This is a genomic window from Pseudomonas sp. GD04091 (assembly GCF_029836165.1).
Lineage (GTDB): Bacteria > Pseudomonadota > Gammaproteobacteria > Pseudomonadales > Pseudomonadaceae > Aquipseudomonas.
In genome coordinates this window covers 389,272-401,990 of sequence record NZ_JAOEBG010000001.1, presented here as the reverse complement: position 1 = coordinate 401,990, position 12,719 = coordinate 389,272, and the positions used below count along the sequence as shown (strand labels likewise).

The 12,719-nt window shown below is 51.1% G+C and carries 10 protein-coding genes and 1 tRNA gene; 6 read left to right on the top strand and 5 right to left on the bottom strand.

Annotated elements, in window-relative coordinates; genetic code table 11:
* Nucleotides 1–7 precede the first annotated feature (7 nt).
* From bamC to N7422_RS01800, 6 genes are all read left to right on the top strand, one after another.
* Nucleotides 8–1,123 (top strand): outer membrane protein assembly factor BamC, encoded by a 1,116-nt coding sequence (bamC, locus tag N7422_RS01825; RefSeq protein ID WP_279804860.1) that lies wholly within the window; start codon nucleotides 8–10, stop codon nucleotides 1,121–1,123.
* Entirely contained in the window at nucleotides 1,124–1,882 is a 759-nt protein-coding gene (locus N7422_RS01820) for an MBL fold metallo-hydrolase (RefSeq protein WP_279804859.1), read from the top strand.
* Nucleotides 1,883–1,911: 29 nt separating this feature from the next.
* Nucleotides 1,912–2,622 (top strand): phosphoribosylaminoimidazolesuccinocarboxamide synthase, encoded by a 711-nt coding sequence (gene purC / locus N7422_RS01815; protein WP_279804858.1) that lies wholly within the window; start codon nucleotides 1,912–1,914, stop codon nucleotides 2,620–2,622.
* 91 nt (nucleotides 2,623–2,713) lie between these two features.
* Nucleotides 2,714–2,803, top strand: a tRNA-Ser gene (locus N7422_RS01810).
* 367 nt (nucleotides 2,804–3,170) lie between these two features.
* A complete protein-coding gene (locus N7422_RS01805) occupies nucleotides 3,171–4,127 on the top strand; it encodes a DNA cytosine methyltransferase (RefSeq protein WP_100413323.1) in 957 nt (318 codons plus the stop codon).
* A complete protein-coding gene (locus tag N7422_RS01800) occupies nucleotides 4,127–4,990 on the top strand; it encodes an NgoMIV family type II restriction endonuclease (protein ID WP_232905575.1) in 864 nt (287 codons plus the stop codon). Before N7422_RS01805 ends, N7422_RS01800 begins: the two co-directional genes overlap by 1 nt.
* Before the next feature lie 148 nt (nucleotides 4,991–5,138).
* Here N7422_RS01800 and N7422_RS01795 read toward each other — a convergent pair whose 3' ends face one another.
* From N7422_RS01795 to N7422_RS01775, 5 genes are all read right to left on the bottom strand, one after another.
* A complete protein-coding gene (locus tag N7422_RS01795; protein WP_232905576.1) occupies nucleotides 5,139–5,525 on the bottom strand; it encodes a hypothetical protein in 387 nt (128 codons plus the stop codon).
* A gap of 872 nt (nucleotides 5,526–6,397) precedes the next feature.
* Nucleotides 6,398–7,285 (bottom strand): replication initiation protein, encoded by an 888-nt coding sequence (locus tag N7422_RS01790; protein ID WP_279804856.1) that lies wholly within the window; start codon nucleotides 7,283–7,285, stop codon nucleotides 6,398–6,400.
* A gap of 243 nt (nucleotides 7,286–7,528) precedes the next feature.
* Nucleotides 7,529–9,367 (bottom strand): hypothetical protein, encoded by a 1,839-nt coding sequence (locus N7422_RS01785; RefSeq protein WP_279804855.1) that lies wholly within the window; start codon nucleotides 9,365–9,367, stop codon nucleotides 7,529–7,531.
* 474 nt (nucleotides 9,368–9,841) lie between these two features.
* Nucleotides 9,842–11,413, bottom strand: a complete 1,572-nt coding sequence (locus N7422_RS01780; protein WP_306579469.1) for a site-specific integrase — start codon at nucleotides 11,411–11,413, stop codon at nucleotides 9,842–9,844.
* Between the two features lie 294 nt (nucleotides 11,414–11,707).
* The gene (locus N7422_RS01775) at nucleotides 11,708–12,637 is read right to left on the bottom strand and encodes a LysR family transcriptional regulator (RefSeq protein WP_279804854.1); all 930 of its coding nucleotides are present in this window, start codon (nucleotides 12,635–12,637) and stop codon (nucleotides 11,708–11,710) included.
* Nucleotides 12,638–12,719: the final 82 nt, after the last annotated feature.

The window sequence follows — 12,719 nt, the reverse complement described above, 5'->3', positions numbered from 1 at the left end:
ACACCGCATGAAGCGACTGGCTGGTCTTTCCGCTCTCGCCCTGATCATTTCCAGCACCAGCGGGTGCGGCTGGTTGTGGGGCGAGGATGGCTATTTCCGCGACCGCGGCAGTGATTACCTGCAGGCGCACCCGACCGCGCCGATGCAGCTGCCGCCGGACGCCAGCAACGTCAAGCGCCTGGATCCGCTGCTGCCGATCCCGCGCAACGTGGCCGACGATCGCGCCACCGGCGAGTTCGAAGTGCCGCGTCCGCAGCCGCTGTCGGCCAGCGCCGACGTCAGCGACTACACCCTGCAGCGCAGCGGCAGCAGCCGTTGGGTGCTGGCCCAGCATTCGCCGGCCGAAGTCTGGCCGGTGGCCCGCCAGTTCTTCGAGGACAACGGTTTCCGTATCGCCGAAGAGCGTCCGCAGACTGGCGAGTTCAACACCACCTGGCAGCGCTTCGACGAACTGTCGGCCTCCCTTGGCCAGCGCCTGGCCAGCGCCTCCAGCAGCCCGGACAGCGAAGTCCGCGTGCGGGTGCGCATGGAGCCCGGCGTGCAGCGCAACACCAGCGAGGTGTATGTGGTCACGGTCGAGCGCCCGGCTGGCAGCAGCGCCGAGCCTGATTTCCCGTCCAGCTCCACCAACAGCGGCGCCGACGCCCTGCTGGTCGACGAGATGCTGGCCAGCATGAACCGCAGCGCCGAGAAGGGCGGTTCGGTGTCCCTGCTCGCCGCCCGCGACTTCGATGCCCCGAGCCAGGTCAGCCTGAGCGAGGATGGCAGCGGCAACCCGGTGCTGTACCTCGGTTCCGACCTGGACCGCGCCTGGTCCGGTGTCGGTCGTGCGCTGGAGCAGGGCGAGTGGCGTGTCGAGGACATCAACCGCAGCCTGGGCCTGTACTACATCAACCTGTCCGAGAAGCCTGACGACAAGCAGAAGGAGCCTGGCTTCTTCAGCCGCCTGTTCGGCAGCGAGCCGAGCAAGGAAGAACGTGAAGCCCGTGCCGAGCGCTACCAGGTACGCCTGAGCAAAGTCGGCGAGAACGTTCAGGTGACGGTCGAGAAGAACATCAACACCGTGGCCCCGGCCGATGTCGCCCGCCGCGTGCTGAGCGCGATCCAGGACCGTCTGGGCTAAGTGCGCTTCGCGGTTCTTGGAAGCGGTAGCCAGGGAAACGGCACGCTCATCGCCAGTGGTGACACGTTCATCCTGGTCGATTGCGGCTTTTCCCTGCGCGAGACCGAGCGGCGCCTGGCGCTGCTCGGGGTGTCGGCCACGCAACTGAGCGCGGTGCTGGTGACCCACGAACATGCCGACCACGTGCATGGGGTGGGCCTGCTGTCGCGCCGCTACAATGTACCGGTCTACCTCAGCCAGGGCACTTTGCGCGGCATGCGCAAGCCGGTTGAGGTGGCCGGTTTCATCGGTTGTGGCGATGTGCTGCGCATCGGCGAGCTGGAGGTCAGCGCGGCGCGGGTCGAGCATGACGCCTACGAGCCGTTGCAGTACGTGATCAGCGATGGTCGCCGACGCTTCGGCATGCTGACCGACCTGGGCAGCTACGACAGTCACTTGCTGGCGCGCTACCAGGATCTGGACGCACTGTTGATCGAGGCCAACCATTGCCGTGACCTGCTGGCCCGCGGGCATTACCCGTACTTTCTCAAGCAGCGGGTCGGCGGCAGCCAGGGACATTTGAACAACCACCAGGCCGCGAGCCTGGTGGCCGAGCTGGGCTGGCAACGCCTGCAGCACCTGGTGCTGGCCCACCTCAGCAGCAAGAACAACCTGCCACATCTGGCCCGCCAGTGCTTCGTCGACACCCTCGGGTGCGACCCGGACTGGCTCCAGGTGGCCAATCAGGATCAAGGGCTCGACTGGCGCCAGATCGCCTAGCCCACCTACTCAAGCAAGCGGAGCCCATCATGGAAAAACGCGACGAACTCTACCGCGGCAAGGCCAAATCGGTTTACCAGACCGACGACGCCGACCGCTTGATCCTGCTGTTCCGTAACGACACTTCGGCGTTCGACGGCAAGCGTATCGAACAACTCGACCGCAAGGGCATGGTGAACAACAAGTTCAACGCCTTCATCATGCAGAAGCTCGAAGAAGCCGGCGTGCCGACCCAGTTCGACAAGCTGCTGGGCGACAACGAGTGCCTGGTCAAGAAGCTCGACATGATTCCGGTCGAGTGCGTGGTGCGCAACTACGCCGCCGGCAGCCTGGTCAAGCGCCTGGGCGTGGAGGAGGGCATCAAGCTGGAGCCGTCCACCTTCGAGCTGTTCCTGAAGAACGACGAGAAGGGCGACCCCTTCATCAACGAATCCCACGTCGTCGCCTTCGGTTGGGGCACCGCCGAGCAGTTGGCCGAGATGAAGAAGCTGTCGCTGAAGGTCAACGAAGTGCTGAGCAAGCTGTTCGATGACGCAGGCCTCTTGCTGGTCGACTTCAAGCTGGAGTTCGGCGTGTTCCATGGCCAGATCGTCCTGGGCGACGAGTTCAGCCCGGACGGCTGCCGTCTGTGGGACAAGGAAACCCGCAAGAAGATGGACAAGGACCGCTTCCGCCAGGGGCTGGGCGATGTGATCGAAGCCTACGAAGAAGTTGCCAAGCGCCTGGGCGTGCCGCTGTAAGCGGCGCGTTCACGCAAGCGCCTGATACCACGCGAATTTTTTTCAAAAAAGGTTTGCCAGAAACGAAAACGCTGGTATGATGCGCGCCATTGGAGAGATGCCGGAGTGGTCGAACGGGACGGATTCGAAATCCGTTGTACTGGCAACAGTACCTAGGGTTCAAATCCCTATCTCTCCGCCATATTCAAAAAGTCCTTATAAATCAATGATTTACGAGGGCTGGAAAATGGCGATTTGTAGCAATAGTTTGTAGCAAAATTTGTAGCGAATTTTGATTGCAAGCTAGCCTACAGATCGCCATTTTTTTTCGTCTGTCTTTTGACCTTCCTAGCTAATGTGCTGCCCTGTGACCTAGAAGCCTCCGTGGGAGCGTTAGAGCGGGTTTGTAGCTATCTGCCTGTATTGATCTGATCAAGACCCTTTGATGTGCTGCGGCTCTGCAGCAGTGCGTCGAAGGGTCAGATGGGTTACCTGTCTATCCATACACCATGCTAGTATCACCGATTTTTAAGTAGCCGCTTTGAAGTAGAGCGTAGCGAGGAGACAAAATGAGCCTATTCACGTCATTGGAAATGTGTGCCGGAGCAGGCGGGCAAGCTCTCGGCCTTGAAATGGCGGGCTTTGGGCACGAAGTGCTGGTGGAAATTGAACCCCCTGCATGTGCAACCCTTCGACTGAATCGTCCAGAGTGGAACGTTCAGGAACAGGATCTGCGTCAGTTCAACGGGCTGCCGTTTTTCGGCGTTGATTTGGTCGCGGGTGGGGTTCCTTGTCCTCCCTTCTCCAAGGCGGGCAAGCAGCTCGGTGCAGACGATGAGCGGGATCTATTTCCCGAGGCGTTGCGTCTCGTTGATGAGTGTCGTCCAAAGGCAGTAATGCTGGAAAACGTGCGTGGGCTCTTAGACGCGGTTTTCGACGATTACCGTAATAAAGTCGAGAAGCAATTAAAAAAGCTTGGCTATGTACCGGGCTGGCGGCTGCTGAATGCTTCCGATTTTGGCGTTACTCAGCTTCGGCCTCGTGTGGTCTTCGTCGGTATCAGAAAAGACCTTGCTGATGGTTTTTCATGGCCTGAGCCAAAGCTAATCACTCCACCGACTGTTGGTGAACTTCTTCACGATTTAATGAAGGCGGATGGTTGGCGTGGTGCTGATGCTTGGCGAGAGCAAGCTAACACAATTGCACCAACGTTGGTCGGCGGCTCGAAAAAGCATGGTGGCCCCGATCTGGGACCGACAAGGGCGAAAAAAGCTTGGGCGTCTATTGGCGTCTGCGGAATGGGCATTGCGAATGAGCCTCCTACCGAGTTTTTTGAAGGTATGCCGAAGCTGACAACTCGCATGGCCGCACGCATTCAGGGGTTCCCTGATGATTGGCAATTCCACGGTAAGAAAACTGCAGCCTATCGACAGATAGGTAACGCTTTCCCGCCTCCAGTGGCTTGTGCAGTAGCAACGCAGATTTTTAAGGCTCTTTCAGTAAAACGCTTGGTACAGGTTGCCTGATGAATATTCCTCCCGAGTTTTTACAAGCACGGAAAGAGTTCCATGCCTCGCTTCTCAAAACAACCCTGACTATTAATGACAAGGGTGTGCCAAGTAACGCTGATAGTAGCAACAAAACCAGCATTGCAATCGCAAAAGGAATTGCGGAGCTATTGAAGGCAGAAACTATTGCCGAACGGCAAGCCGGTCAAACGTCTGGCAATGAGTTTGAGGGTATTTGTGCCGAATATGTGAAAAGCACGTTTTTAAAGCTTGGGCATCTTCGTCCCGGTGACTGGGACGTGCATCAAGTTTCTGGTCGCAATCGTCTAGAAATAGCTAAATATGAGCAATACGCACACTTGATAGCATTGGATCGAGCTGCTAAAGCTGATGCCGAACTAGCTGCGGCTTTGGGAAGTGACTACACAATCACCCCTGATATCGTTGTAGCTAGGGGTTTGGAAAGTGACGACAATATTAACCGTCATGAATTTTTGGTAGATGCGTCCGTAAGCACACGGGCTAGCTTGCGGGCTGCAGCTGGGGGCAAACCGCTTCTACATGCAAGCGTGTCATGTAAGTGGACTATCCGAAGCGATAGGGCACAGAATGCACGTTCCGAAGCGTTAAACCTGATGCGGAATCGCAAAGGCCACCTGCCTAATATCATGGTAGTCACCGCTGAGCCTACCCCTAGCAGATTAGCTTCAATTGCTCTCGGTACTGGCGATATAGATTGCGTTTATCATTTCGCCTTGTATGAGCTACAAGCAACATTGAAAGAATTAGGAATGGACGATTCGTCTGAGCTTTTAGCTATCATGGTTGATGGTCGGCGTTTGAAGGACATAAGCGATTTGCCGCTCGACTTGGCAACTTAAAATTTAGTCAGTTGTAAGCAGAAGGCCGGTATCGGCCTTTTTTATTCTGCTCCATGTGATGGTGTTAAGAGGGTAAAGGTTGGGGGGTATATCCTTGAACCTAAGTATGCTCAGCCATGTAGCGAAAAAACGCTGCATGGATATATATTTATGATATTGATGTTCGCATTTCTTGAATTTTTTGTTTCTTATATTCATTTGCATCATCTTCAATTTTTTTCTTCGCATCGCTCCATAGTGACTTATACGTTTCGCTATATCGCTCTGTTAAAATCAATACAATATCGTCAAGGTTTTGCTGTTTTACCTTGTTGCCGGGCCTCCCAAACTCTTTTATCAAAACATCGTTAGAGATTGATTTGCAGCCAGAGAATGCTGCTATCAGTTTTTTTGCGAGGCATGAGGTCAGCTTTAAGTCTGGAAATTCCTCCATTTCTACCAGCTTTATAAATGCTACTAAAAACTTCTGACGCTCTCTTCTTTTAAATCCGCCAACTAATCCGCCTATTTTTCCTGCTTGTTCTGCTTTGTTCATGTTAGAACTCCTATGTTGTTATAATACAAATACCATAGGTTTTATGTAAGTCAATGCTTCAGGGTCATATCTCCGAACCTATAAATTTACTTCAGGGATATACATTGTAGGAAATTCGACATGTTCAATTTTTTTGAATTTTAGATGTGGCCAACACCCCGCGTTTTTTTGTGAAATTAATTTGAGGGCGATTTTTTGAGTTTCGCAGGTGCGATTTTTTCTCTGCTTTGTAGCAAAAGTGAACTAAGTAATTAATTTAGGGTTGAACCCTGTTTAACGATTACGGTTGAACCTTATATTTATTTTCATTTTTCTCTTGACAAGGTGTTTTGCTGTTTTTAAGCCGTAATTCGATGGTTGAGAAATCCCATATATCAAAAATTTGGTATAAATCCTTAAAATTTCTTGGGCGTATTTTAGAGAAAAATGACTTTCTCTAAATCCCGTTTTTTCAGTGCTGGCCAAAATCGCTTTTGGGATATTTAGGCTAATCAGCCCAGTGAGGGGTATTCACCGTTTTCGATGAATTTGAGAAAGTGTGAAATTTTCATCAGGAGAGAAGGTTGATATGTATGTATACATACATATAGGTTCAGGGATATATCTCCAAACCTTGGGAAGTATAGGGGTGCTGGTTAGGTGCTGCAGGGTGGTCGCTTACCCATTCGGTTATTTTAGGCATGTAGTGGTGTGGTTTGGTGTCTTCGTATCAATAAGATAAATAAACGCAGATTTTAACCGTTTCCTTGCGTTTTATGGCTATCGGTGGTGCGGTGTATGTATATGTGGGTAGGTATGGGGGAAGGGGGAAGAAGAAACACCCTCACCGGGTGCTACTATCTGATATAGGCTTTTGTCTCACCATTATAATACTATTTTCGATTTTGTAACCTGTACCAAGTCGCTCTGCTAACGCCCAACTCCACCCAAGGTCTACCGTTCGCAGTTGTTGTGGCGGGTCTACCGCCTTTCTTACCTCTGAATGCCTGCATCTCGCTTGTGTGAGTTCTGGCGACATAATCGTCAAAGGAGCCACGGGTAAAGTTTCTATGTGTCCACTTCGCTACGCTCTTGGCTGTGTGTTTAACCTCGGATATGTCCAACGGCGTAGTAAAATTAACGTTGTAGCCTATGGCACGGTCAAGGCAAGCGTTTAGCCATTGTTCATACGTCGGCCATCCCTGACGGATTGCCTTGTATGCCCACGCTCTTAATTGGTCAAAAAGCATACAGTTACGGCCCAAGCCGTAATCCTCTACAGGCGTCTCTCTGGCCTTTTCAGGGGTTAAATCAACGTATTCGGCTAAGTCGTCCAAGGTATATGGATCGGCCTGCCACTCGGTAACGATCCAATGGGAGTTGATCGGGTTTTTGCAGATCAACCCGGAATAGCCTCGGTCTGCACCTAAACGGTTACGCAGACCCGCTTCGATGGCCGCAGCATAGCGTAAAGGGGCTGTTTTACCGTCGATTGCGGTTCGGACAGGGGTTTGTAGCAGGTAGAGCAAATGGGCGTGCCCATTGGCCGGATTTCGAGCGATTAGGTTAGGGGCTGGTGCTCCAACGTCATCCCAGTGCAGCCCCGCGTTGGTCTTGTCCAGATCGAAAACCATCCAATATCTATGGGTTGGGCCGTTTGGTTGGACCAGACGAGCAAGTTTCGCTTTTTCTTTTTTGTTGATTTTTAAGCCGCTGATTATATCATCGGTGTGATAAGGTCTCTTTGGTAAGTAGTCCTCAAATAATTTTACGCATCCCATCGTCATCCTCTTCTAATTGGTTATTTAGAAAAAGAAAACCTTGGGAGATGACTTGACAATAAATTATTTGGTGATTAAATGGAGGTGTAAGTTTTATAAAATATTGTAGTAGTATCTTTCGCCACCTTCCCCAAGGTGGTTTTCTTTTTCTGCTCCTTTCAAGTTGCCACACTTTCGAGGTTTGTCAAATTTGGATGCTAAAAATCCCGCTTTCCAGCGGGTTTCTATTATCTAATGGTTTGACTATTGAAACGGGTCGTAAGGGTCTTGAAATGGGCTTGGTGGCTTAGGTTTTAGAAGTCTTCTCTTTCTTGCCTGCTTCGCCTGCTCGGCTTCTTCCTTGTCGAATTCAACCACTTGCTTGCTGGTGAACGTATCAGATGCCCACAGTTTTACTTTGTCGGTAAATCCTAATGCGGCTTGCGTATCGTCCAAACCCTGTTCTTTGAGTTGTTCGGCAACGTTGAATAGATAGTCCTTTCGTTTCTCTTTGCCCAAACGACTAGCCATTTCATACGTGTTTTCTCGTAATCTCTTATAGTATTGCTCTGGGTTCTCGTCGAGCCTTCGGGCTTCAAGTAGTCGATCCACCAAAATATCAAAACGTTTCATCAAAGGCTCAAGCTCTTCCTCGTATGCCTTGATTGCTTTTTCCAAGATGGTTTTTCTGCTGGTGTCCTCTTTAATTTTCTTGCGTAGTTCATTTAGTTCTTTTGTCATTCTGGATTTCATGGTTTTGAAATTAGATGACAGCTCTGCAGTCTTTGTGGTTTTTACCGTTATTTCGTCGTCTAATTTCTGCTTTTGACTATCTAGCTCGGCATTTTCTTTTCTCTGCTCGCTGGCCTGTATTTCTAAGCTCTGTATGGTTGCTTTGTAGTTTCTAGCCGTTCCTTGTAGGTCTTTTATCGTGGTGTTAAGTGTGACGACAGTGGCCCTTTGCTCGATAAGTTCGACCTTCTTACTGGTTAGTTCTTGCTGCAGCTTTTCTAGCTGTCTGGTGTAATAGTTGTGGCTTCGTTCACTTTTCGGTTTTTTGGCTTCCTTTTCAATAGGGCTTAAATATTCGGTGTTTTCCTTTGTTTTAGGTAGGAATTTGGCTTGCAAGCCATATGCAGCCGCTAAGCTGTTAAAGTGCTCATAGAAAGCCACCTGCATCACTTTTGACTTCCATGATTCGCGTGCTCGAATAAATCTGTGGTTCTGCTTTTCTTCGCTGCGGTTGGGCAGTTTGAAGTCTTCTAATTTCGGCGGCTCGGATATCTTGTCAAGTCGGGCCTTGTTCTTCGCATAGTATTGCGATGCGAACTCAAATTCTTGGGCTGAAAAATCATATTTTCCAGTTTTCGTATTTTGAAGGTCAAGGAAGGCGTGAACGTGGTTGGTTGTCTCGTCCAAGTGGCTGAATGAAAATAAGATGTCGTTATTAGGGAAGTTATTTTGATAGAACTGATGCATGGCTTTCTGCAAAAGGTCTGTGTATCCCTTTGTGATAGCCAATTTATTGGGTTCAGGTATCACAAGGATGATTTCTTTAACCCTGTTGACCGTCCTTGATACGGCTCGATCTGGTGCGTTTTGCTCGATCTCTCGCTTCTTGGTGGTGTAGTTCTCTAGAAGGTCGATACGCTGAGCTACACGGCTGATTCTGTGCTGATTGAGTAGGGCGGCGTAGTCTCCGACTACCAACGGCCTTTCTCCCTCCATAACCGATGTGACGTATTCTTTTATTTGGGTGGGTTCGGTTGCGTTGATGAATTTAACCAGCTTGGATTTTAGTTTTCGGAGCTTTTCTTTTTCTGCTGCTATCTCGTCAGTCGCTTCTGTTGCTTTGAGTTTGGTTTGTAGTTGGTCGTTGAAGTCGGCCAGCAATTGCTCTGCCAATTCCCTAGTTAATACTTGTTCAACGCCACCTACAATGGCGATATTTGGGTGGTCTGGATTGGGGTTGAATTCAAAGTCGTCATACTCGTTTTGGTCCAGTCTAAGCGAGTGTTTCAGCGAACTGTCCAGCCCCTTGAGGTTGGAATAGTTCCTGTCTCTTTTGGTTAGTGTGATTGTCTGCAAATTGGTGTCATTCATTTTATCCTCAGTGGTGGGTTTGTTTTTGCTCTTGGCTTTTGCTTCTGTCCTGCCGACTAGGCACCTGCGTTAACCGTCACATCTTTTGCGTAGCAAAAGTGGGATGGTTAACATAGCAGGTATGCTTTAAAGGGCTTCTTTGAAAATTTGAGCCATATACATATATTGAACCACATAAAAAATGTATATCAAGCATGATTGTGCTGATTGTTTGTGTGTGGCGGTTGTGTATGCGTGCGTGCGGTGTAGTAATCTTTATTATTGTTATCTAGTATATTTGATATCTATATATTGATAACTAAAGACGCGGGCGTGCGTGTGCGTGCACATGAGGCGTGTGCAGGGGAGTGCATTATGCGAGACGATTTGTAAAAAAAGATGGTAGTTTAGGGAAGGTCAAAAGCTCTTCTGGTGGGTAAGAGCTTTGGAGCCTTTGATTATTGTTCTGAATTTTAACGTGTAACGCTTGCGATTTTAAGATTTTAGCTCGTATTTTAGTTTTGATATCGCGTCGTGTTTTTGCTTTGGACTTGGCCCTGCACTGTATACGTCAAACGTGACTGTACCTGTCTCATGTCCGACAATTGAGGCAATGAGTATTCCCGGCACGTCTGCACGTTGTAATTGCGTGATAACGGTCTTGCGGAAGCTGTGGAATACAAACTGGCTATTATAGTTGAGGCTGGTCTTTAATCGCCCGAATTGCTTACTGAGAGCGTCTGAGCGGTTGCCGTATTTATTTCCTGCAGGTGACTCAATCAAGAAACCGTCTTTTGAATTACGGATCAACCTTTCTACGGTGTCCTGTATCGCCGGATGTATTGGGGTATGTCGCTCGCTGGCGGCAGTCTTCCCATCGTAGAAGTAGAAACATTTAATCCCTTCCTCACTGACGATATCTTGGGCCTGAAGCTGGCAAAGCTCTTCAATACGTGCTCCGGTGTAAGCACCTAAAAGGATGAGATCTGTAAGGGTTTCGCGGTTTTTGGTGGCTTTTGCGGCTTCATGGAGCTTTGTAACGTCTTCCGGGGTGAATGCCTTCCTTTCCATTGATCCATCGTTCCTTTTGCTGCGGTTGACTGGGAAATCGTGCTTTTCAAAGGGGGACTGCTGGTCACGGTGCAGTTTTTTGAAATTCTCATCGTGTTTAATCGCCCATTTCCAAAAGCTTGACCCTGCGAATAGGTATTGTTTTTTGGTCTTAATGGATAGGTCGAGCGTATCGAGATAACTGGCAATGCTTTCGTGGTTGAGGTCGCGTTGCTCTGCCTCAAGCCAAGCACCCATCATTTTCAATCGATTGGCCTGCGTATCGACTGTCTTTTGAATAATACCCTTGGTATTCGTCTGATAGGCTTCAAATGAGGCTATTCTGTTCGTCGTAATGGGGGACTTGGTTTTGTAGTTTTTGGGGTCTTCGAGGATTGACTTAATTTCTTCAATGGTGCCAACGCTGATGGCTTGCCCCGCAGTGATGGCGTAGTGCTCTACTGCTTTATGCAATTTAATGTAGTCATTGAACCGTTCAATCTTCCTTTCGAGCGGGATTTCCTCGCCCAACTCATACCATTTTTCTTTGAAAGCTTGATATTCGCGGTAGGGTTTTTGGCCGTATAGGTCAAATTTCGCTTCTGAGGCTTCCTTGGTGGTTGTCCATTTTTGAGTGTGGAGGATTACATCGATGATGTAACTTCCGAGTTCGTCCAAGCTTTCCCGGCTGAGCCTCGGGTCTACGTCATCGGGATTTTTAGGCATGACAAGGCCTAGCAGCCCGTTTTGCTGGCTCGTCTGGATCATCTGGGAAACGCTAAACGACGTTTCTGGGAGGTGGTCGGGGGTAGGCCCTGCCACGAGCTGCCGGGCTTTTGTAATGGCCTCCTTCCACATGTAGAGGTAGGCCAGCTTTTTCACCTGAGCTTCTGGCTTGCTGCCGGTCCTGAGCGATTCGGTGAACTCGCTTCGGTTCAGGACGTGCCGAACGTCCTTCGGGACGCTAAGACGGACGTGCCACGTTCCTGACCGTAAAAGGAGGTTTTCGCTTGCCATTTTCGTCCCTGACCGAGTGGGTTTTGATGGCAAAAAGGTAGCTGTTTTTGGTTTGGATTTGTAGCGAAATTTTGTAGCAAAATCGCCTGAAAGCCATGTAGCCATTGATTTTAAAGGGCTGAGGGGTTGGATTCGGAAAGTCCCTATCTCTCCGCCATGCGCGAAGTAGTCGAAGCCCCTGAAAACGTTGAAGTTTTCGGGGGCTTCGTCGTTTCAGGGGATTGCTTTAGGGCAGGGCCAGGTCATTCATGGCCGCAGTTCTTTGCCGACGCCAGGCACGTCCCACGATTGCCGCTACGACGCATTCTCCTCGGGTGACCACAGTGGATCGCTCGCCATCAACGCCGTCACCCAGTCGGCGAACGCCCTGACTCTCGCCGACAAATGCCGCGTGTAGGGATAGACGATGGACATGGGCATGCTCGCCATCTGCCATTGCGGCAAGATCTCGACCAGTGCGCCACTTCTGAAGTGAGGCTCGGCCTCGGCTCTGGGCAGGAATGCGACGCCGAGGCCCGCGACCGCCGCGCCTGCCATCGCACTGCCGTTGTTGAAATACATGCTCGGCGGATGATCGAGGGTGAAGTGCTCGGCTCCACGGCTAAGGGTTGGCACATAGCGCCTGTCCGTGGCTGGAAACTTGAACCCCAGGTGCTTGTGCTGGGGCAAGTCGGCAGGGGTGCTGATCGTGTCGGCCGCCGCCAGGTAGGCAGGGGCGGCGCAGAAGCAGAAGCGCATCTGGCCGATCGGGCGGCACACCAGGTCCTGGTCGGCCACCACGCCGCCACGGATCGCACAGTCGACCCCTTCCTGGACAAGGTCGACGACCCGCTCGCTGCAGCCGATGTCGAGATGAATCTCCGGGAACCTGGCGGTGAAACTGGCCAGTGCCGGCACGATGAGCAGAATGCCGACCGGTGAGGGCATTTCGATACGCACACGGCCCCGCACAATGTTGCGGCTCTGGGACACCGAAGCCTCGAGCTCGTCCACATCATCAATCACCGCGCGCGCCCGGGCATAGTACGCAGCCCCTTCCGTGGTGGGAGAGACCTTGCGCGTGGTGCGGTGCAGCAGCTTGATGCCCAGCAGGGCCTCCAGCGCCTGCACCTGGCCTGAAATCGTGGTTTTGGCCAGATCGAGCGACGCTGCCGCCCCGCTGAAGCTTCCTACTTCGACGATGCGGCAGAACGCGCGCATGGCTTCCAATCGGTCCAATGCCATTGTCCGTAATTCCGTAAAAACAAAACGATGTGGCCTAGTTTATCCGGCTATTGGGTTTTTCTACAGTACGCCCATGCCACGG